17 protein-coding genes, 2 tRNA genes and 2 pseudogenes are annotated in these 21,231 nt (G+C 64.7%); 13 read left to right on the forward strand and 8 right to left on the reverse strand.

All coding sequences use genetic code 11. From position 1 onward, the window contains the following. Window positions 1-24 precede the first annotated feature (24 nt). Window positions 25-2,154: a molybdopterin-dependent oxidoreductase gene (locus LRS09_RS21410; protein WP_257808925.1), complete on the forward strand. Its 2,130-nt coding sequence runs from the start codon at window positions 25-27 to the stop codon at window positions 2,152-2,154. Window positions 2,155-2,304: 150 nt separating this feature from the next. Here the strand turns inward: LRS09_RS21410 and purN are convergent, their stop codons facing one another. Together purN and purM are read right to left on the reverse strand one after the other, a co-directional pair. Then, entirely contained in the window at window positions 2,305-3,006 is a 702-nt protein-coding gene (gene purN, locus LRS09_RS21415) for a phosphoribosylglycinamide formyltransferase (RefSeq protein ID WP_257808926.1), read from the reverse strand. After that, on the reverse strand, window positions 3,006-4,070 hold the full coding sequence (gene purM, locus LRS09_RS21420) for a phosphoribosylformylglycinamidine cyclo-ligase (RefSeq protein WP_257808927.1): 1,065 nt from the start codon (window positions 4,068-4,070) through the stop codon (window positions 3,006-3,008). Before purM ends, purN begins: the two co-directional genes overlap by 1 nt. A gap of 176 nt (window positions 4,071-4,246) precedes the next feature. Here purM and LRS09_RS21425 point away from each other — a divergent pair, with 176 nt between their 5' ends. The 3 genes and pseudogenes from LRS09_RS21425 (at window position 4,247) to hdaA (ending at window position 6,683) form a co-directional block, all read left to right on the forward strand. Then, window positions 4,247-4,801 (forward strand): CDP-alcohol phosphatidyltransferase family protein, encoded by a 555-nt coding sequence (locus LRS09_RS21425; protein ID WP_257808928.1) that lies wholly within the window; start codon window positions 4,247-4,249, stop codon window positions 4,799-4,801. Window positions 4,802-4,835: 34 nt separating this feature from the next. Next, entirely contained in the window at window positions 4,836-5,972 is a 1,137-nt protein-coding gene (locus LRS09_RS21430; RefSeq protein WP_257808929.1) for an AI-2E family transporter, read from the forward strand. Between the two features lie 10 nt (window positions 5,973-5,982). Next, window positions 5,983-6,683 (forward strand): annotated as a pseudogene (gene hdaA / locus LRS09_RS21435) (DnaA regulatory inactivator HdaA). Between the two features lie 114 nt (window positions 6,684-6,797). Here hdaA and LRS09_RS21440 read toward each other — a convergent pair. Then, the gene (locus LRS09_RS21440) at window positions 6,798-7,367 is read right to left on the reverse strand and encodes a hypothetical protein (RefSeq protein ID WP_257808930.1); all 570 of its coding nucleotides are present in this window, start codon (window positions 7,365-7,367) and stop codon (window positions 6,798-6,800) included. A 69-nt stretch (window positions 7,368-7,436) separates the two neighbouring features. Next, window positions 7,437-7,513, reverse strand: a tRNA-Pro gene (locus tag LRS09_RS21445). A 107-nt stretch (window positions 7,514-7,620) separates the two neighbouring features. Here LRS09_RS21445 and LRS09_RS21450 point away from each other — a divergent pair. Both LRS09_RS21450 and LRS09_RS21455 read left to right on the forward strand, forming a co-directional pair. Further along, window positions 7,621-7,926, forward strand: a complete 306-nt coding sequence (locus tag LRS09_RS21450; protein WP_257808931.1) for an ETC complex I subunit — start codon at window positions 7,621-7,623, stop codon at window positions 7,924-7,926. Window positions 7,927-7,942: 16 nt separating this feature from the next. Next, window positions 7,943-8,019 (forward strand) — tRNA-Arg (locus LRS09_RS21455). Between the two features lie 171 nt (window positions 8,020-8,190). Here LRS09_RS21455 and LRS09_RS21460 read toward each other — a convergent pair. After that, complete coding sequence (locus LRS09_RS21460; RefSeq protein ID WP_257808932.1) at window positions 8,191-9,360, reverse strand: cystathionine beta-lyase; 1,170 nt, start codon at window positions 9,358-9,360, stop codon at window positions 8,191-8,193. A 348-nt stretch (window positions 9,361-9,708) separates the two neighbouring features. Here LRS09_RS21460 and LRS09_RS21465 point away from each other — a divergent pair. The 5 genes and pseudogenes from LRS09_RS21465 (at window position 9,709) to LRS09_RS21485 (ending at window position 14,660) form a co-directional block, all read left to right on the forward strand. Continuing rightward, a pseudogene (locus LRS09_RS21465) lies at window positions 9,709-10,739 on the forward strand (amino acid ABC transporter substrate-binding protein). A gap of 64 nt (window positions 10,740-10,803) precedes the next feature. Further along, window positions 10,804-11,994 (forward strand): amino acid ABC transporter permease, encoded by a 1,191-nt coding sequence (locus LRS09_RS21470; RefSeq protein ID WP_257808934.1) that lies wholly within the window; start codon window positions 10,804-10,806, stop codon window positions 11,992-11,994. A 10-nt stretch (window positions 11,995-12,004) separates the two neighbouring features. Next, entirely contained in the window at window positions 12,005-13,162 is a 1,158-nt protein-coding gene (locus tag LRS09_RS21475) for an amino acid ABC transporter permease (protein ID WP_257808935.1), read from the forward strand. A 10-nt stretch (window positions 13,163-13,172) separates the two neighbouring features. Then, the gene (locus tag LRS09_RS21480; RefSeq protein ID WP_308240325.1) at window positions 13,173-13,976 is read left to right on the forward strand and encodes an amino acid ABC transporter ATP-binding protein; all 804 of its coding nucleotides are present in this window, start codon (window positions 13,173-13,175) and stop codon (window positions 13,974-13,976) included. Window positions 13,977-13,985: 9 nt separating this feature from the next. Continuing rightward, complete coding sequence (locus LRS09_RS21485; RefSeq protein ID WP_257808936.1) at window positions 13,986-14,660, forward strand: TIGR02117 family protein; 675 nt, start codon at window positions 13,986-13,988, stop codon at window positions 14,658-14,660. Here LRS09_RS21485 and LRS09_RS21490 read toward each other — a convergent pair. Continuing rightward, window positions 14,615-15,904 (reverse strand): FAD-dependent monooxygenase, encoded by a 1,290-nt coding sequence (locus tag LRS09_RS21490; protein WP_257808937.1) that lies wholly within the window; start codon window positions 15,902-15,904, stop codon window positions 14,615-14,617. The genes LRS09_RS21485 and LRS09_RS21490 overlap by 46 nt on opposite strands. A 10-nt stretch (window positions 15,905-15,914) precedes the next feature. Then, window positions 15,915-16,160 carry a zinc-finger domain-containing protein gene (locus LRS09_RS21495; RefSeq protein ID WP_257808938.1) on the reverse strand — a complete coding sequence of 82 codons (246 nt, stop codon included), beginning with the start codon at window positions 16,158-16,160 and terminating at the stop codon, window positions 15,915-15,917. Window positions 16,161-16,312: 152 nt separating this feature from the next. Between LRS09_RS21495 and LRS09_RS21500 the strand changes: the two genes are divergently transcribed. Then, a complete protein-coding gene (locus LRS09_RS21500) occupies window positions 16,313-18,523 on the forward strand; it encodes an RNA degradosome polyphosphate kinase (protein WP_257808939.1) in 2,211 nt (736 codons plus the stop codon). After that, complete coding sequence (ppx, locus tag LRS09_RS21505) at window positions 18,520-20,034, forward strand: exopolyphosphatase (protein WP_257808940.1); 1,515 nt, start codon at window positions 18,520-18,522, stop codon at window positions 20,032-20,034. The genes LRS09_RS21500 and ppx overlap by 4 nt, the downstream gene beginning before the upstream one ends. 3 nt (window positions 20,035-20,037) lie before the next feature. Here ppx and rnd read toward each other — a convergent pair whose 3' ends face one another. Beyond that, on the reverse strand, window positions 20,038-21,195 hold the full coding sequence (gene rnd / locus LRS09_RS21510) for a ribonuclease D (protein ID WP_257808941.1): 1,158 nt from the start codon (window positions 21,193-21,195) through the stop codon (window positions 20,038-20,040). Between the last annotated feature and the right edge of the window lie 36 nt (window positions 21,196-21,231).

Consider the following 21,231-nt stretch of genomic DNA (forward strand, 5'->3'; position numbering starts at 1 on the left):
TCGAAAAACCGCTAGGGAAGGGCCATGAACACGCACGCCACGTTCGGCCAAACGGCCACATCGAAGACGGGCATCGCCCATTCCGTCTGTCCGCACGATTGCCCCTCGGCCTGTGCGCTCGACGTCGAGATCGTCGGGCCGAACCGGATCGGCCGCGTGCACGGCGCGAAGGACAACACCTACACGGCAGGCGTGATCTGCGCCAAGGTCGCGCGCTATGCCGACAGGATCCACCATCCCGACCGGCTGATGAAGCCGCTGATCCGCGCCGGTGCCAAAGGCGATGGCGTATGGAGAGAGGCATCGTGGGACGCCGCGCTCGACCTGGTGGCGGAAGAACTCCTAAAGGCGGAGGCGAAGCACGGCAGCGAGACAGTTTGGCCTTATTTCTATGCCGGCACGATGGGCCATGTGCAGCGCGACGGCATCGACCGGTTGCGCAACGCCAAGAAATATTCGGGCTTCTTCGATTCGATCTGCACCAACCTCGCCTGGACCGGCTACACGATGGGGACGGGCCGATTGGCAGGCGCGGACCCGCGCGAAATCGCCAAGTCCGACTGCGTCGTGATCTGGGGCACCAACGCGGTCGTCACGCAGGTCAACGTGATGACGCACGCGGTAAAGGCCCGCAAGGAGCGCGGCGCCAAGATCGTCGCGATCGACATCTACGAGAATGCGACCGTGAAGCAGGCCGACATGGGGCTGGTTCTGAGGCCGGGAACGGACGGCGCACTTGCCTGCGCGGTGATGCACGTGCTGTTCCGCGACAACCTCGCCGACCGGGCCTATCTCGAAAAATACTCGGATGACCCCAAGGGTCTGGAAGAGCATCTGCGGACCCGGACACCCGAATGGGCAGCGACGATCACGGGACTGTCGGTGGAGGAGATCGAGGCCTTCGCAAAGCTCGTCGGCACGACGAAGCGCACCTTCTTCCGACTCGGCTATGGCTTCGCGCGCCAGCGCAACGGCGCGGCGAACATGCATGCCGCGCTGTCGGTCTCCGTGGTCGCTGGCCACTGGCAGTACGAGGGCGGCGGTGCGTTCCACTCCAACTCCGGCATCTTCAAGTTCGACAAGACGGTGCTGGAGGGACTGAAGTTCATCGACCCGAAGATCCGGCATCTCGATCACTCGCGCATCGGCCCGATCCTGGTCGGCGAGCCGGACGCGCTGTTCGGCGGCCCGCCGGTGACGGCCTTGCTGATCCAGAACACCAACCCCGTCAATGTCGCCCCGGAGCAACGCAAAGTGGTGCGGGGCTTCCTGCGCGATGACCTGTTCACCTGCGTGCACGAGCAGTTCATGACCGACACGGCGAAGCTCGCCGATGTCGTGCTGCCGGCGACGATGTTCCTGGAGCACGACGACATCTATACCGGCGGCGGCAACCAGCACATCACGCTGGGACCGAAGGCGATCGAGCCGCCGGAGACGGTGCGCACCAATCATTTCGTCATCGAGGAACTGGCGAAACGCCTCGGCGTGTCGCACATGCCGGGATTCGGCCTGACCGAGCGCGAGCATATCGACATCATCCTGGGCAAGCGCGGGCTGGGCGGATTCGACGCACTCAAGGAGGCACGTTGGGCCGACATGCAGCCGCCCTTCGAGCGCGCGCACTTTCTCGACGGCTTCGGCCATCGCGACGGCAAGTTCCATTTCCGCCCGGACTGGACGACCTATGCCGCGCCGAACAAGCCGCCGAAATCGATGGGCGTGTTCGGTGACGTGGCGCGGCTGCCGGTGTTTCCCGACCACGTCGACCTGATCGAGGTTGCGGACGAGACGCATCCGTTCCGACTGGCGACCTCGCCGGCGCGCAACTTCCTCAACTCGACCTTCGCCGAAACGCCAGTGTCGCGTCAGAAGGAAGGGCGCCCGGAACTGTTACTCAACCCCGAGGACGCCGAGGCGCTCGGTATCGCGGAAGGCAGCCGGGTCGAAGTGGGCAATGCGCGCGGCGAAGTCGTCCTGCACGCGAAGCTGTTCGACGGGATCAAGCGTGGCGTCGTCATCGCGGAAGGCATCTGGCCGAACTCGGCGCATGAGCGCGGCGAAGGGATCAACGTGCTCACCGGCGCGGACGCCGGCCCGCCTTACGGCGGAGCTGCGTTCCACGACAACAAGGTGTGGGTGCGGGCGTTGTAGCAGGGCGGGAAGGTCGCGTGAGCGGACGATGCGGCGATCAGCACGGATCCGCATATATGGTTGGTGGATCAAACAGTTCGAGCTCGACGGGCGCGCAGACTAAGCACGACTTCCAGCCGTTCGGTATCGGGTGCGTAATACTGCTTCCGCCTACGGCGTGAACCGCGCCAGGCTCTCGATGTCGGGCGTCTTCGGGCGCGGGGCGGGGGCGGAAACGAGGCGGCCGGCGCCCGTCTCCTCGCTGAACTCGGCGAAGACCGTGCGGCCGCCTTCCATCCTGGCCTTGCCCTCTGCGACGAGCGCGAGGCCGAGCGGATAGATGTGGTGCTCGGCGGCGAGCACGCGGGCGCCGAGCATCTCGGCATCGTCCGAGGCGAGCACAGGCACGGCCGCCTGTGCGATAATCGGGCCGTCGTCCATTTCAGGCGTCACGAAATGCACCGTGCAGCCGTGGATTCGCATGCCGGCCTTCAAGGCCTGCTCATGTGTGTCGAGGCCCTTGAACAACGGCAGGAGGGCAGGGTGGATGTTGATCATCCGTCCGCTCCATTTCGTCACGAAGCCGCTGGTCAGCAGGCGCAGATAGCCGGCGAGGCAGACGATTTCGGCTTTCATGCCGGCGAGTGCCTTGTCGAGCGCTGCGTCGTGATCTTCGCGCGAGATGCCCTTGGACGGGATGACCGAGGTCGACACGCCCTTGGCGGCGGCGATCGCGAGGCCCTTAGCGTCGGGGCGGTTCGAGATCACGCCGACGATCTCGGCCGGGAAGTCGGGCGAGGCGGCCGCGTTGATCAGCGCGGCCATGTTGGAGCCGCGGCCGGAGATCAGGATGGCGACGCGCTTCTTCGTCATTACAGCGCAATCCTCCCGCGATAAATGACCGGGTCGTCGCGCCGGGGCACGATACGGCCGATCGGCGTGACCGTCTCGCCCTCGCTCTGCAGCACGGCGGCGACCTGCGCGGCCTGGCCGGCGGCGACCACGATCACCATGCCGATGCCGCAGTTGAACGTGCGCATCATTTCGTTGGCCTCGACGCCGCCGGTCTTCGACAGCCAGTCGAACACGGGCTGTACGTCGATCGCGCCGAGGTCGAGTTCGGCCGCCCAGTCCTTCGGGAGCACCCGCGGGATGTTGTCCGGATAGCCGCCGCCGGTGATGTGGGCCAGCGCCTTGATGCCGTGCGTGCCGCGGATCGCGGCGAGGATCGGCTTCACATAGATTCGTGTGGGCTCCAGCAACGCCTCGCCAAGGCTGCGGGAAGGATCGAACGGCGCCGGATCAGTCCATTTAAGACCCGAGAGCGCGACGATCCTGCGCACCAGCGAAAAGCCGTTGGAATGAACGCCGGAGGAGGCGAGGCCGAGCAGCACATCGCCTTCCATGATGTCATCGGTGGGCAAGAGCGCGCCACGCTCGGCTGCCCCCACGGCGAAACCGGCGAGGTCGTAGTCGTCGCCGTGATACATGCCGGGCATCTCGGCGGTCTCGCCGCCGATCAGTGCGCAGCCGGCCATGCGGCAGCCATCGGCGATGCCCGAGACGATCGCAGCACCCTGGTCGGGGTCGAGCTTGCCGGTGGCGAAATAGTCGAGGAAGAACAGCGGCTCCGCGCCCTGTACGACGAGATCGTTGACGCACATGGCGACGAGGTCGATGCCGATCGTGTCGTGCTTGCCCGCCTCGATCGCGATGCGGAGCTTGGTGCCCACTCCGTCATTGGCGGCGACGAGGATAGGGTCGGTGAAGCCGGCCGCCTTGAGGTCGAACAGGCCGCCGAAGCCGCCGATCTCCCCGTCGGCACCGACACGGCGCGTCGAGCGCACGATCGGCTTGATCTTTTCGACCATTGCATTGCCAGCATCGATGTCCACGCCGGCCTGCGCATAGGTGAGGCTGTTCCTGCCCGCGGTCATGGGGTCTCCCGTCGACTTCCGAAGCGGCTATTCGCATGAACCCCGCCGTGTCGCAAGCAGCGTGCCGGACCCGTCCTGGGGAAAGCGCGACCCGACCCCGCCGACGCGACGCCTTGCGGCCGGCGACGCGACGGGCCATTTATCGGGTAGGCGGGCGATGGAGGAGGCTCGACGCATTGACGATCCCGAACATCATCACGATCCTGCGGCTCTTCCTGGTGCCGGCCGTCATCTGGGCGCTCATAGACCGGCAGGTCGGCTGGGCGCTCGGCCTGTTCGTGCTCGCCGGCGTTTCGGACGGGGTCGATGGTTTCATTGCGCGGCATTTCAACCAGCGCTCCAAGCTCGGCGCCTATCTCGACCCGGTAGCGGACAAATTGCTCCTGGTCTCGGTCTTCGTGGTGCTCGGCTACATGGGCGAACTGCCACTGTGGCTGGTGATTGCGGCGGTATCGCGGGATGGGCTGATCATCTCGGCCGTGATGCTGTCGACGGTGATGGGGCATCCTGTCGAAGTGAAGCCGCTCTACGTGTCGAAGGCGAACACCGCGGTGCAGATTCTGCTCGCCGCGCTGGTGCTCGCCGATCTCGCCTTCAGCCTCGGGCTGGGCATCGTGCGCGACGGCTTCGTGATCCTGTCCGGCCTCTTGACCGTGGCTTCCGCGGCGGCCTATCTCGTCGCTTGGCTCACGCATATGGGTGGTTATGCCGAAACGGATAAAACAGGCTGAACACCCGGCTGCGGACGCGGATTCGACGCCGCAGATGCCGGCTGCGGCGCAGCTCGTGGTGAACGAGGAGATCGCGGACGCGGTGCTGGCAGGCGCGTTCCGCCGTCAGGTCGCCTTCTGGGCCGGCGCCTTCGTGTTGCTGGTCGTCTTCCTCTATATGTTCTCCTCGATCCTGCTGCCTTTTGCGGCCGGAATGGTGCTGGCCTATTTTCTGGATCCTGTCGCGGACCGGCTGGAGGCCTGGTTCGGATCGCGGTTGGTGGCGGCGATCGTCATTCTGCTCGGCTTCATCATTGCGCTCGTGCTGGCACTGATGGTGATCGTGCCGATCCTGGCCACGCAGGGCGCGGACCTGATCGCCAGGATGCCGGAATATCTGGCGCGGCTCCAGGCGCTGATCACCAGCATCGACCCGGAATGGCTGAAGGAGCGCTTCGGGGTCGACGCGGGCAACCTGCGCAGTGCGCTGTCCTCACTTGTCTCCCAAGGCGCGGGCTTCGTCACCACGATCTTCGAATCGATCCTGAGTTCAGGCCTGGCCCTGGTGAACGTCGCCGGCCTGGTGGTCATCACCCCGGTCGTCGCCTTTTACATGCTGGTCGACTGGGATCGTATGGTCGCCACGGTGGACGGTTGGGTGCCACGCGACCATGTCGCGACTGTTCGTGCCATCGCCAACGACATCAACGCTTCGACCGCCGGCTTCGTGCGCGGGCAGGGCACGCTCTGCCTGGTCCTGGGCATCATGTATGCCGTGGGGCTGACCATCGCCGGGCTGAACTTCGGCCTGCTGATCGGCCTGTTCGCCGGGTTGATCTCTTTCATCCCCTACGTTGGTTCGCTCGTCGGGCTGGTCCTGGCGGTCGGCGTCGCTCTGGTGCAGTTCTGGCCGGACTGGGTCATGGTCGCGGCGGTGGCCGGCGTCTTCTTCCTCGGCCAGTTCATCGAAGGCAACATCCTGCAGCCGAAGCTGGTGGGCGACAGCGTCGGGCTGCATCCGGTATGGCTCATGTTCGCCCTGCTCGCCTTCGGCTCGCTGTTCGGCTTCGTCGGCCTGCTGATCGCGGTACCGGCGGCGGCCGCCGTCGCCGTCCTCGTTCGCTTCGCGCTCGGCCGCTACCTCGAGTCCCCGCTCTACCGGGGTCACGGGCCGGACGCGCCGCTGGCCTGAGGCGACGTAGATGCAGGACCAGCGCCCCCCCGCACAGATTCCGCTCGACCTCACGAGCGGCCCCGGCCTGTCCCGCGACGAACTCGTCGTTACAGGCGCGAACGCTGCGGCGACGGCGCTGGTCGACCGCTGGCCGGACTGGCCGACGCCCGTTGTGGTGTTGGCAGGGCCCGCGGGAGCCGGAAAGTCGCATCTCGCCGCGATCTGGTCGGAGACCGCGCAGGCGCACTCTGCCGAACCTGGCCGGATCGATCCCGATGTCATTTCCTTCGCCGCCTCCGGCGGCGCGGTGCTGATTGATGGTGTCGAGGGGGATGTCGACGAGACCGGTCTCTTCCATCTGATCAACGCCGCGCGGGAGGGGGAGGGCACGTTCTCCTGACCTCGCGCCGGTTTCCCGCCGCTTGGGGCGTTCGCCTGCCGGACCTTGCATCGCGGCTGAAAGCGGCGACGATCGTCGAGATCGAGGAGCCGGACGACCTGCTGCTGACGGCAGTGGTGACCAAACTGTTCGCCGACCGACAGGTGCAGGTCGAGCCGCATGTCGTGACCTATATCGTCAACCGCATCGAGCGGTCGCTCTCGACCGCCATGGGCGTGGTGGAGCGGCTCGACCAAGCCGCCCTTTCGCGCAAGACCCGGATCACGCGGGCTCTGGCGGCCGACATCATCGGTGCCGCCGACAGCGGGCAGGAAAAGCTGGATTTATGATCCCGGAACGAAAGCGAGCCGCCTCCAAGCATGGCATCGCGCATCGGCTCGAGCGTTCAGGCGGAAACGTTCTCCAACGGCACGTGAGGGCGACGATCCACGCCGTCGCCAGCCCTAGAGCTCGGGTTCCGGCGGCGGAGACCCGTCTTCAGGTGGTGGCATCTCTTGGGGAGGAGGTGGCACGTTCTGCGCGGGATCGATCACCTGGCCGCCGAGCCCGGCGGCGCCTTGGCCGCCTTCGCCCGTCTCCATCCAGGTGACGCCTCCGTTCGGCTGCATCGAGTTCATGCTGGGGTCCAACGGCGCTGATCCTTCTGGACTGCGTTCGGAAAGTACGAGCTTCGCCGGCCTGCCACCTTCATAGACGATGAGAAAGCCGTTCGCGGGCAGGATGGCCGCCAGGACGTCGCCAAGGTCGCCGCGAAAGCGGCCGTTCACGAGCTGGTCGTCACCGACCTGGCCGGTAACCTTGAAGCCGAAGCGCTGCGCCATCGCCGCCATGACCTCGCCCCGCTGCACCTCGGAGATCGTGACAGTCATGGCCTTGGGGTCGCCATTGATCGCCATCTCGGCCGAGGCATTCCGGCTGCCTGCAAGGAGCAGCGCCGCTGCGGCAAGCAGAGCGGCGCACGCCGCGTGGGCTTTCCACCCAGGTTCAGCGATTTGGCTGTCGCGCGCAAACATATCTCGTTCCCGGCACGCGACAGCTCTGGACCCGACCTTTGTCAGCATGATGGCATGCCGCTCGGCGGCTGGTCGGAGTGGCAGGATTCGAACCTGCGACCCCCTGATCCCAAATCAGGTGCGCTACCAGGCTGCGCTACACTCCGGACGGCCACTCCCGTAGTCGATCGCGCCCGCGAGGGCAAGGGCATCTGCTCTTGACGGGACGACGGCTCTGCGCGATGCAGCAGCGTTACGTGACGACGAGGCGCTCATGTCTGCGAGAATCTACAGCCCCGCGAAAACCGCGATGCAATCCGGCAAGGCCAAGACCGGCTATTGGGTGCTGGACTTCGATCCTGAACAGCCGCGCAAGATCGACCCTTTGATGGGCTACACCACGTCCGGCGACATGAAGAGCCAGATCCGGCTGACTTTCGAGACGAAGGAAGAAGCGATCGCCTATGCCGAGAAGCACGGCATCGACTACCGCGTACAGGAACCGAAGGACGCCAAGCGCCGGCAGATTTCCTATTCCGACAATTTCCGCTATGACCGCAAGGTGCCGTGGACGCACTAACGCTCGCACATTGCCCGGTCCCGTAGCTCAGCTGGATAGAGCACCGGCCTTCTAAGCCGATGGTCGCAGGTTCGAATCCTGCCGGGATCGCCATTTCTCCAGCAGTTCGAAACGACGATGCCTCGGATGTACCGCAGGCGTTCCGCAAGTTCTGCGGCTTAGACGAATCTCTCTTTACCGGTTCGTTTCAGGATCGCGAAGATCCTAAGCTTTCTGATCAGGCCGGTGGCGGAAAGCAAGATTTCCGCCGATGTGTCGTGCCGCTCAGGCGGTCGCTGCCGCCGCGAGGCCGCGGGAAAGGTCGGCCTTGAGATCCTCGACGTCTTCGAGGCCGATTTGCAGGCGTATGACCGGGCCTTCGTAGGGGCCTTTGGCGATGATCCTGTCACCAAGGAAGACCGGAACGGCGAGGCTTTCGTAGCCGCCCCAAGAATAGCCGAGCCCAAAAACCTTCAGAGCGTCGAGGAAGGCATGCGCCTGCTTCTCGCCGCCGCCCGCGAGAACGACCGAGAAGATACCGCTCGAACCAGAGAAATCGCGCTTCCAGAGCGCATGGCCCGGAAAGCTCTCGAGCGCGGGGTGCAACACACGCGCGACGCCGTCCCGCCCCTCGAGCCACCGGGCGATCTCGAGCGCGCTGTGCTGGTGATGCGCAAGCCGGACGCCCATCGTGCGCAGGCCGCGTAGCACCTGGTAGACGTCGTCAGGGCCGGGGCAGCAACCAAGCGTGTTGAAGGCCTCCGAAAGCTTCGGCCAGCAAGCCGTGTTCGCCGACACGGTTCCGAGCAGCACGTCGGAATGGCCGGCGGGATATTTTGTGGCGGCGTGGATTGAGATGTCGACACCATGGTCTAGTGGGCGCAGATAGAGCGGGGTCGCCCAAGTGTTGTCCATCATCACGAGGGCACCGCCCGCATGCGCGGCCTTGGCTATGGCTGGGATGTCCTGGATCTCGAACGTGTTCGAGCCGGGGGATTCGGTGAAGACGACCTTTGTGTTCGGCCTCATAAGGGCCGAGAGACCGGCTCCAACCAGCGGGTCGTAATATTCAACCTCGACGCCGAGGCGCTTGAGCATCGTATCGGCGAAATGCCGGGTCGGCCGGTAGACGGAATCAGTGATGAGCACGTGGTCGCCGGCCGCGACAAAGCCCAGCAGCGGCACGGTCACCGCCGCGAGGCCTGACGGCACGACGATCGTGCCGGCGGAGCCTTCGAGCTGGTCGATTGCCGTCGCGAGCGCGTCCGTTGTCGGGGTGCCCCGGGTGCCGTAGGTGTATTTCTGGCCGCGTGTCGCCATCGTGCGGGCGTCTGGAAACAGGACCGTGGAAGCGTGGACCACCGGCGGGTTGACGAAACCGTGGAAGTCGCGCGGGTCGTTGCCGATATGCGCCAGCGTCGTGTTGACGCCGAATCCGTCGATCTTGCCTGCCATGTCCGTGTGGTTCCCGATGTGAAACCCGCTGCATATAAGCTGCGCATCGCGAGCGCAATTAGATGGCAATGTGGCGCGCGGACGATCAGGCGGCAGCGCGTAGCTGCGGAAAAGGCAGAAGTCTCAAGGCATCTTCGATGAAAAAGTCTTGCGGAACATGCGCTCTGTCATAGGAGACTTGACCTCGCTGGAATAATCGCCTTCGATAAACTCCGTGAACGGGAAGGTGCGGGAAACGGACAGAAAATGGCGTTTCCGAAAGCGTGGGGAACGCAGCGCATCCTATCCATGGGAAGGCGTACGGGGCGGCACAGCCCTGCACCTATAACAAACAAGGGGTTCAGCATGATGACTAGCAAGATTCTCCTGGGACTCGCCGGCGCGGCTGTCTTCGCGCTGTCGGCAGCCGGTGCATCCGCCGCCACGCTCGATGACGTGAAGGCCCGCGGTGTGCTGAAATGCGGCGTCAACACCGGCCTCGCCGGCTTTGCCGCGCCGAACGACAAGGGCGAGTATTCCGGCTTCGACGTCGACTACTGCAAGGCGATCGCCGCGGCGATCTTCAACGATACCTCTAAAGTCGAATATACCGGGACGAGCGCCAAGGACCGTTTCGAAGTGCTGGCGAACGGCACCGTCGACATACTGGTGCGCAACACCACCTGGACGCTGAGCCGCGACACCTCGCTGAAGTTCAACTTCGCGGGCGTCAACTACTATGACGGCCAGGGCTTCATGATCAACACGAAGAAGGTGCCAGGGGTGAACTCGGCGCTGCAGCTCTCGGGCGCCGCGGTCTGCGTGCAGACAGGCACGACGACGGAGCTGAACCTCGCCGACTACTTCCGCGCCAACAAGATGGAATACAATCCGGTCGTCTTCGAGAAGCTCGAAGAGGTCAACGCGGCGGCGATTCCGGCCGTTGCGACGTCTACACGACCGACCAGTCCGGCCTCTACGCGATCCGCCTGCAGCTGAGCGCCCCCGGCGACCACATGGTGCTGCCCGAGATCATCTCGAAGGAGCCGCTTGGCCCGCTGGTGCGCCAAGGCGACGACCAATGGTTCGACCTCGTGAAGTGGGTCTCGAACGCGCTGGTTATCGCGGAAGAGCTCGGCATCACCCAGGCAAACGTCGAGGAGATGAAGGGCTCTGACAATCCCGAAATCAAGCGCGTGCTGGGCATGGAAGCCAACGCCAAGTTCGGCGCCGATCTCGGCCTCGGTGAGGACTGGGTGGTCAACATCGTCAAGGGCGTGGGCAATTACGGCGAGATTTTCGAGAAGAACATCGGCACTGAGAGCCCGCTCAAGATCCAGCGCGGCCTGAACGCTCTCTGGTCGAAGGGCGGCCTCCAGTACGCACCGCCCATCCGCTGACCTTCTGGCAGGCAGACCGGGGACGGCATCCGCCGCCCCCGGAACGTCGCAACAGGAGGCCGGTATGGCGAACGAACAGGTATTGCGCAGCGATGGTGCGCCACGGGTACCGTTAATCTACAATCCCGTCGTCCGCGGGATAGCCTTCCAGATCCTCGCCTTCGTCGCGCTGTTCGCGCTGATCGTGTGGATCGTCAACAACACGCAGGAAAACCTGCGCCGCATCGGCCGCACCATCTCGTTCGATTTCCTCAACGAGCGCGCCGGTTTCGATATCGGTCAGTCGCTCATCGCCTATACGGCGGATTCGAGCTATTCGACCGCGCTTGTCGTTGGCTTCCTGAACACGATCCTCATCGCCCTGGTGGGCATAGTCACCGCGACGCTGGTCGGCTTTCTGATCGGCATCGGCCGCCTGTCGCGCAACTGGCTGATCCGCAGCCTGTGCACGGTCTATGTCGAGGTATTCCGCAACATACCGCCGCTGCTCGTCATCTTCTTCTGGTATCTCGGCGTTCTGGCAATCCTGCCGCAGCCGCGCGACGCGTTTAACCTGCCGTTCGGTGCGCTGCTTTCCAATCGCGGCCTCACCATCCCCACGGTCGTTTGGGGACAGGGGGCATGGCTTGTCGGTGTTGCCTTCCTGGTCGCGATCGCGATGTGTTTTTTCGTCGCCAACCGCGCGAAGGCGCGGCAGATGGCGACCGGCCAACGCTTCCCGGTATTCTGGACCTCTGTTGGACTGCTGATCGGTCTGCCGCTGATCGCGCTCGCCGCGGCAGGCTTTCCGATCTCCTTCGACGTGCCGGTGCAGGGTGCCTTTCAGGCACGCGGCGGCATGATGATCGGGCCGGAATTTCTCGCGCTCTATCTGTCGCTGTCGCTCTATACCGCTTCGTTCATCGCCGAGATCGTGCGTGCGGGCATCAAGGGTGTCGGACGCGGCCAGACGGAGGCGGCGCATGCGCTCGGCCTGCGGCCCGGCACAACGACCCGGCTCGTCGTCATCCCGCAGGCGATGCGCATCATCGTTCCGCCGCTGACCAGCCAGTATCTCAACCTGACGAAGAACTCGTCGCTGGCGATCGCCGTCGGCTATCCGGACCTCGTCTCGGTCGGCGGAACGATCCTGAACAAGAGCGGCAATTCGATCCAGATCGTGGCGATCTGGATGGTGGTCTATCTCACCATCAGCCTTGCCATGTCGTTCTTCATGAACTGGTTCAATGCCCGCGTGCGGCTGGTCGAGCGCTGAGGAGGCCGTCATGCAGGAAAACCAGATCGCCTATGTGCGTCAGGACATGGAACTGCCCCAGGCCGCTCCCGCCGGCCAGAAGGGCATCGTTCACTGGGCACGCACCAACCTGTTCGCCACGCCCAGCGACACCGTGCTGACGCTGATTGCGCTCGCGGTTCTCGCCTGGTTCATGCCACCAGTGATTCGCTGGCTGTTCATCGACGCCCAGTGGACGGGCGACAACCGGAGCTTCTGCGCCACGGTCTCGCAGGGCGGCATCCAGCCTGACGGCTGGTCGGGCGCCTGCTGGAACTTCGTGGTGAACAAGTTCGGGCAGTTCATGTTCAACACCTACCCGATCGACGAACGCTGGCGGCCGACCCTGTGCGCCGTGCTGCTGGTGGCGCTTTTGGTGCCGTTCCTGATGCCGCGCGCGCCCTACAAGACCGCCAACGCCATCGCCCTCTTCGTCGTGCTGCCGATCATCGGATACATCCTTTTGCCCGGCGGCTGGTTCGGCCTGCGCTACGTGCCGACCCGCGAATGGGGCGGGTTCATGGTAACGATCATCCTGTCCTATGTTGGCATCGTGGTGTCGCTGCCGGTGGGCGTGCTGCTCGCGCTCGGTCGACGGTCCACCCTGCCGGTCATCAAGGCATTTTGCGTCGTCTTTATCGAGGTGGTGCGCGGCGTCCCGCTGATCACGGTTCTGTTCATGGCCACGAAGATGCTGCCGCTCTTCATGCCGAACAACGCCAAGATCGACGACTTTCTGTGCGTGCTGATCGGCGTGGCGGTCTTCGCATCCGCCTACATGGCCGAGGTGATCCGCGGCGGCCTGCAGGCGATCCCGAAGGGCCAGTTCGAGGGCGCGGATTCGCTCGGGCTGTCCTATCCGCAGAAGATGCGGCTCATCATCCTGCCGCAGGCGCTGAAGCTGGTGATCCCGGGCATCGTCAACACCTTCATCGGCCTCTTCAAGGACACCAGCCTGGTCTACATCGTCAACATGTTCGACCTGTTGGGCGCGGTGCGCCGCAACTTCTCCGATGCAAACTGGATCACGCCGCAGACGCCGCTCACGGGCCTCATCTTTGCGGGCTTCGTGTTCTGGATCTTCTGCTTCGGCATGTCGCGCTATTCGATCTACATGGAACGCCGGCTCGACACCGGCTACAGAAGATAGGGGAACCACCATGGCCACCGAGAACGCCGTTTCGGCAGAAGAACTCGAGGTCGACCGCTCCAAGATGCAGGTCTCCTCGACGGAAGTCGCCGTCGAGATCGTCGGCATGCACAAGTGGTATGGCGACTTCCACGTGCTCAAGGACATCAACCTCAAGGTCATGCGCGGCGAGCGCATCGTCATCTGCGGTCCGTCCGGCTCAGGCAAGTCGACCCTCATCCGCTGCATCAACCGGCTGGAGGAGCACCAGAAGGGCAAGATCGTCGTCGACGGCAAGGAACTGACCAACGACCTGAAGAAGATCGACGAGGTCCGGCGCGAGGTCGGGATGGTGTTCCAGCACTTCAACCTGTTTCCACACCTGACCATCCTGGAGAACTGCACCCTGGCGCCTATCTGGGTCCGCAAAATCCCAAAAAAGCAGGCCGAGGAGACGGCCATGCATTTCCTGCGCCGCGTGAAGATCCCCGAGCAGGCGAACAAGTATCCGGGACAGTTGTCGGGCGGCCAGCAACAGCGCGTAGCAATCGCCCGTTCACTCTGTATGAACCCGCGCATCATGCTGTTTGATGAGCCGACCTCGGCGCTCGATCCGGAAATGATCAAGGAAGTGCTGGAGACGATGGTTGGCCTCGCCGAAGAAGGGATGACAATGCTGTGCGTGACCCACGAAATGGGCTTCGCGCGCAAGGTCGCCAACCGTGTGATCTTCATGGACCAGGGCCAGATCGTCGAGCAGAACACACCGGCCGAGTTCTTCGACCATCCGCGCCACGAGCGGACGAAGCTGTTCCTCAGCCAGATCCTGCATTGACGCAGACAGATGTGGCGACGCGTCTTCGTCGCTCTATTGGTGGTATTGATCGTTGCGCCGCTTGCCGGTGCAATGGTGCCGCGGCCGCTGCTGCCGCAGGCATCCGCCGGCAGCGATAATTCTCGCCGCATCCTTGTCCTCTCGAATCCGATCCATACGGACATCGCGCTGCCGACGCACCCGGACGTGCTGGAACGGCTCGGATTTCTCGGCTCTTCCGGACTTCCAATCTACGACCCGGCGGCTGAATGGCTTGTCGTTGGATGGGGCGGTCGATCCTTCTATCTCGAGACTCCGACCTGGTCCGACCTGAAGCCGCTTCCGGTGTTGCGCGCGCTGACGGCGGACAGTTCAGCAATGCACGTCGCAGTCGCCGGCGCGATAAATCAGACCGCTGACGGCGTACTGGCGATCGACCTCAGCGAAGCCGAGTTCGCCGCCATGCTGAGCGCCATGCTGGAAGGGTTCGCAAAGGACGCCAGCGGCGAGCCGATCCTGATCGCGGGGCGCTCCTATGGCCCGTTCGATCGCTTCTACGAGGGGGTGGGCGCGTTCAACGCGGTTGTCGGGTGCAATACATGGACAAGCGCAGTGTTAAGGAGGGCCGGGCTCAGGACCGGCTTCTGGAATCCGCTGCCTCAGAGTCTCGTCTGGTCGCTTCGCGCTTTCAACGAACTGCCTTGACCAGGTGGCGCCTCCACCAGCGCCTTGTCCGCGTCCCAACCATAGAGCCAGTCAAGGTCAGCGGCGAGCTTCGCGGCAGGCAGAAGGCCGAGCACGAGGTCGCGGCCGAAGCCGATTGGGCCGCCGGCATGCCAGGCGAAGGCGTTGAATGCGCCGCGTCGGGCAACCGCGGCGACGCGCGGGCGGCGGATTTCCTCGTAGCGTCGCAGCGCGGCACCGATGTGGTCGGGCTCATCGGCGACCGTCGCAGCAAGCACATAGGCATCCTCGATCGCGGCGGCGGCACCCTGGGCGGCAAAAGGCGTCATCGCATGCGCCGCGTCGCCGATCAGCACCGCGCCGCCGGGATTGACCCAGGGAGAGTTCGGATCGACCGTGTGGATCGGCCAGACCGTCCAGGATGCGATCGCTTCCAGGAAGGCTATGAGCGACCCGGCAGCGCCATGCAAAGCCTGCATGAGAGGGCGGCCGTCGCTCGACCGCGACCATGAGATGTCGGGGCTCGCGCCGCGGGTGAAGGCGGCGAGATTGATCGCACTGCCGCCGCGGACCGGATAGGCAATCAAATGCGCGCGCGGATGCAGGAAGGCGCTGACGCTGTCGCGCCGAAGGTGCTCCGCCAACATGGCGACAGCGTCGCCGTCGGCGCGGATCGTCGCGCGCCACGCGATCCTGCCCGAAAAGGCGCTTGCGCCGACACCGCCAACAAGGCGGCGCAGGCCAGACCAGACGCCATCCGCCGCGACGAGCAGAAGCGCATCGACCTCCCGCAGGCCGCCCGCCTGCTCGACGGCGACCGTGACGCCGCGCGCATGGATCGCGGTGTCGACGACGGTGGAGCCCGTGGCGATCTCGATGTCCGGCATGTGCGAAGCGACCGCGTGGAGCGCGGCGTGGAGATCGGCCCGGTGGAGCACGAGATAGGGACTTTTCCAGCGCGCCGTCGCCCTTTCGCCGAGCGGGACACGCGCGATCTCGCGCAGATCCGCCGCGCGACGCAAGATGACAGCTTCCGGCCGGATGGAGGCGCCGCGCAGCCGGTCCAGCACGCCGAAGCGGGAGAGGATGCGTGTGGCGTTCGGGGAAAGCTGCAGCCCGGCGCCGACCTCCTGCAACTCGGCGGCGCGCTCGAAAAGCCTTACCGAAAATCCCCTGGACGCGAAGGCGATCGCCGCAGTCAGGCCGGCGATGCCGCCGCCTGCGATGACGACCTGCCGCGAGCGCGGCGTCGCGCCGGGGGCCATTGCCGTGGGATCAGGCCGCGCGCGGCACGTAGAGGCAGCCGGCCGGGCTGGTCTCGGTCTCTTTCAGCGTCGGATCGAGCCGGTAGAGTGTCGAGCAGTAGGGGCAGACCTTTTCGATGTCGTCGCCCATGTCGAGAAAGACATGCGGATGATCGAAGGGAGGATTGGCGCCGACGCACATGAACTCGGTGACGCCGATTGCGATCGTCGGGTATCCGGCGTCATTCTGGAAATGAGGGATGCCGTGGCCAGCCATCGCGATCTCCGTTCGGTTATTGAAGCCTTTGGCGCAACTCTTTGCGCTTTGCAAGGCGCGTGCAATCAAAGTGTCGCAAATGCCTGTCAGGAAAGAACAAAGCCGTCTACTGTGTGGGCGGCGCTGGAGAGGCACGCGTCTAGGGCAGGATGATGAACGAGATCACCGCGGTTTCACACGAATTCACCATCGCGCCGGAGGTGGCCGCGGCGACGGATGCCGGAGATCCCGACCGCTACGTCAATCGCGAATTCTCCTGGCTCCAGTTCAATCGCCGCGTGCTGGAGGAATCGCAGAACACCAGCCACCCGCTGCTGGAGCGAGTGCGCTTCCTGTCGATCTCGGCCGCCAACCTGGACGAGTTCTTCATGGTGCGCGTGGCTGGTCTGGCGGGACAGGTCCGCGAGGGGATCACGACCAAGAGCGCGGACGGACGCACGCCCGAGCAGCAGCTCGAGCAGCTCCTGCGCGAGGTGAGCCGCCTGCAGCACGACCAGCAGGTGAGCCTCTCACTGCTCTTCGGCCTGCTCGAAAACGCCCGCATCGAGGTGGTCCGCGGCGAAAACCTCAACAAGGAAGAGCGCGCCTGGCTGGAAGCGCATTTCCTGGAGACGATCTTCCCGGTGCTGACGCCGCTGTCGATCGATCCGGCGCATCCGTTCCCGTTCATCCCGAATCTCGGCTTCTCCATCGCGCTGCAGTTGAAGCACAAGCGCGAGCCGGAGACGATGATCGCGCTCCTGCGCCTGCCGACGGCGCTGCGCCGCTTCATCCGACTGCCGGACCATCGCGACTGCGTCCGCTTCGTGCGGCTGGAGGACGCGGTGTCGATGTTCATCGGCCAGCTCTTCCCGGGCTACGAGGTGCAGGGGTCCGGCACGTTCCGCCTCATCCGCGATTCCGATATCGAGATCGAGGAAGAGGCCGAGGACCTCGTCCGCTTCTTCGAGAGCGCGCTGAAGCGGCGGCGCCGCGGTTCGGTGATCCGCATCGAGTTCGACCACGAGATGCCGGAGCCCCTGCGCGATTTCGTCTCGACGGAACTCGGCGTGCCGGCCAATCGAGTCTCGATCATCGATGGGCTGCTGGCGGTCAACCAGATCTCGGAGATCGTGTCCGTCGCCCGCGACGATTTGAAGTTCAAGCCGTACAATCCTCGCTTCCCCGAGCGTATCCGCGAACATGGCGGTGATTGCTTCGCAGCGATCCGCGAGAAGGACATCGTCGTCCACCATCCGCACGAGTCGTTCGACGTGGTGGTGCAGTTCCTGCGCCAGGCAGCGTTCGATCCTGAGGTCGTCGCGATCAAGCAGACGCTCTACCGCACCTCGAACGACAGCCCGATCGTGCGCGCGCTGATCGACGCCGCCGAGGCGGGCAAGTCGGTGACGGCGCTGGTGGAGCTCAAGGCGCGCTTCGACGAGGAGGCCAACATCCGCTGGGCGCGCGACCTGGAGCGCGCGGGCGTGCAGGTCGTGTTCGGCTTCATGGAGCTGAAGACCCATGCCAAGATGTCGCTTGTGGTGCGCCGCGAGGACAACAAGCTGCGCAGCTATGTGCATCTCGGCACGGGCAACTACCACCCGATCACGGCGCGTATCTACACCGACCTGTCCTATTTCACCGTCGATCCGGTGATCGCGCGCGACGTGGCGCAGCTTTTCAACTTCATCACCGGCTATGCCGAGCCCGCCGAAGAGATGACGATCGCGGTCTCGCCCTTCACGCTGCGCAAGCGCATCCTCAAGCACATCGCCGACGAGATCGCGCATGCCAAGGCGGGCCGTCCGGCGCAGATCTGGATGAAGATGAACTCGCTGGTCGACCCGCAGGTGATCGACGCGCTGTACGAGGCGAGCCAGGCAGGCGTCGACATCGACCTGATCGTGCGCGGCATCTGCTGCCTGCGCCCGCAGGTGCCGGGCCTGTCGGACAACATCCGCGCCAAATCGATCATCGGCCGCTTCCTGGAGCACAGCCGAATCTACTGTTTCGGCAATGGCAAGGGCCTGCCGTCCAACGAGGCGATCATCTATATCGGCTCGGCCGACATGATGCCGCGCAACCTCGACCGGCGCGTCGAGCTGATCGTGCCGCTGACCAACCAGACTGTGCATGAACAGGTGCTTGGCCAGATCATGCTCGGAAACATCATGGACAACCAGCAAAGTTTCGAAGTATTGGCTGACGGCACCTCCCGGCGGGTCTTGCTTGAGGAGGGCGAGGAACCCTTCAACGCGCAGGAATATTTCATGACGAATCCGAGCCTGTCCGGCCGAGGTGACGCCCTGAAATCGCACGCTCCGAAGCGGATCGCGCAGCACAAGCGTCGCTCGAAGACGAAAGTGTCCGCGCCCGCATGATAGGCGCTTCCCAGGGGCGGTTGCAGGACCGCCGCCCGGTGTCGATCATCGACATTGGTTCGAACTCAATCCGCCTCGTCATCTATGAGGGGATCGCGCGCTCGCCGACGGTCCTTTTCAATGAAAAGATGCTCGCCGGCCTCGGCCGGGGGATCGTGTCGACTGGACGCCTTGATCCGGACGCGATGCTGCGTGCGATGGAGGAGTTCCGCCGGTTCCGGGCACTCTCCGAGCAGGCTGGTGCCGAGCAGCTCTACGTCATAGCCACCGCGGCCGCGCGCGAGGCGGTCAACGGGCCCGAATTCATCGAGCGCGCCGAAGACATCCTCGGCGTCGACATCCGGGTGCTGACCGGCAAGGAAGAGGCTTATTACTCTGCGCTTGGCGTGATTTCCGGCTTCCACCACGCTGACGGCATCGCCGGCGACCTCGGTGGCGGCAGCCTCGAAGTGGTCGACGTGAAGGGCGAGGAGATCGGCGGTGGGATCACCCTGCCGCTCGGCGGCCTGCGGCTCGACGACATGTCGAAGGGCTCGATCGAAGCGGCCACCAAGATCATCCGCAACGAGCTGAAGAAGGCGGAGGTGCTGAAGAGCGGGGAGGGACGCACCTTCTACTGCGTCGGCGGCACCTGGCGAAACCTGGCGCGGTTGCATATGGCGGCGACAAACTATCCGCTCTCGGTGATGCACCATTACGAGATGAGCGTCGAGGGCTCGATCAACTTCCTCAAACAGGTCGCGCGCGGCGAGATCGAAAAGATGAAGGGCATCGAGCGGGTCTCCAAGAGCCGCCGCGCCCTGCTCGCCTACGGCGCGGTGGTGCTGCAAGAGATCATCCGGGTGATGAAGCCCGGCCGGATCGTCGTCTCGGCGCTCGGAGTGCGCGAGGGCTTCCTCTATTCGCTGCTCTCTCCGACCGAGCAGAGGGCCGACCCGCTGATCTCGGCGTCAGAAGAGCTTGCCCTGCTGCGGGCGCGCTCGGTGACGCATGCGCACGAACTCGCCGAATGGACCAACCATTCCTTCGCCGCCTTCGGCATCGACGAGACCGAAGACGAGGCGCGCTATCGCCGCGCGGCCTGCCTGCTCGCCGACATCGGCTGGCGCGCACATCCCGAATATCGCGGCGTGCAATCGCTCAACATCATCGCGCACGCTTCCTTCATCGGCGTCGACCATCCGGGCCGCGTCTTCATCGCGCTGACCAATCTCTACCGCCACGAGGGGCTGATCGACGACGGTGCCGCACCCGAGATCATCCAGCTCGCTCCGCCGCGCTATGTCGAGCGGGCGCGTTTCCTTGGTGCCATGCTGCGCGTCGTCTATCTGCTCTCGGCCTCGATGCCGGGCATCATCCCGCGGTTGCGCTGGGAAAAAGGCGAGGACGGTTCGCTGACGCTGGTGGTGCCGAAGTCGCATGCCGACCTGATCGGGGAGCGGCCGATCGGCCGGCTGGCGCAGCTCGGCCGCATCACGAACAGGAGCCTGCGGATGGTCGCGGACGGCTAAGCGTCAGGCGCCGATCTCGAAGACGTTGATGCGCCGGTTCTGGAAGCGGATGCCGAGCTCGCCGCGGATCAGCCGCAGCGCCTTCTCGCCGAACACCTCGCGCCGCCAGCCGGTCAATGCCTCGACCTCTGCCTTCTCGCCCTCGGCGGCGATGCGGTCGATGTCGTCACCGCTGGCAATGATCTTTGGCGCCACCCCTTCCTTCTCGGCGATGATGCGTAGCAGAACCTTGAGGATTTCGGCCGCCGCATTGGCGCCCTCGCTCGGCTGCGCCTGACGGGGAACCTTGGGGAGGTCCTCCTTCGGGATCGCAAGCGCCGCATTGACGGCGGCGAGCAGGGCTGCCGCGCTCGACGAGCGCTCCCAGCCCTTGGGCGTAGTGCGCAGCCGTCCGAGAGCGGTGGCGTCGCGCGGTTGCTGCTGGGCGATCTCGTAAATCGCATCGTCCTTGAGCACGCGCCCGCGCGGCACGTTGCGCTCGCGCGCCTCGCGTTCGCGCCAGGCGGCAACGTGCTGCAGCACCGCCAACTCGATCGGCTTTCGCACGCGCATCTTGAGCCGCGTCCAGGCGTTTTCCGGATGCAGGTCGTAGGTGTCGCGAGAGGTCAGCACGTCCATCTCTTCCTTCACCCAGTTAGAGCGCTGACGCGCGTCCAGCCGGCCCTGCAGGTCGAGATAGACGTCGCGCAGCCAGGTGACGTCGGCCAGCGCATATTCAAGCTGTTTGTCGGACAGCGGCCGGTGGCGCCAGTCGGTGAAGCGCGAGGACTTGTCGAGCTGCGTGCCGGTGATGCGTTGCACGAGCTGGTCGTAGGAGACGCTGTCGCCGAAGCCGCAGACCATGGCAGCGATCTGTGTATCGAAGACCGGGTGCGGGATCAGGTCGCCGAGGTGGAAGATGATTTCTATGTCCTGGCGCGCTGCATGGAAGACCTTCAGCACCTTCTCGTCCGCCATCAGCTCGAAGAACGGCTTGAGGTCGATTCCGGGCGCCAGCGGGTCGATCAGCGCTGTGGTGTCCGGCGAGGCGATCTGGATGAGGCAGAGTTCCGGCCAGAAGGTGGTCTCGCGAATGAATTCGGTGTCGACGGTGACGAACTCGGACTTCGCCAGCTGCGCGATGGCGGTTTCGAGGTCGTTCTGCTTGGTGATGAGATGCATGGACAGGCTCTGGAAGGAAGGTGCCCCGTCCTTTCA

Source organism: Mesorhizobium sp. J428 (assembly GCF_024699925.1).
In the GTDB taxonomy this organism is placed as follows: domain Bacteria; phylum Pseudomonadota; class Alphaproteobacteria; order Rhizobiales; family Rhizobiaceae; genus Mesorhizobium_A.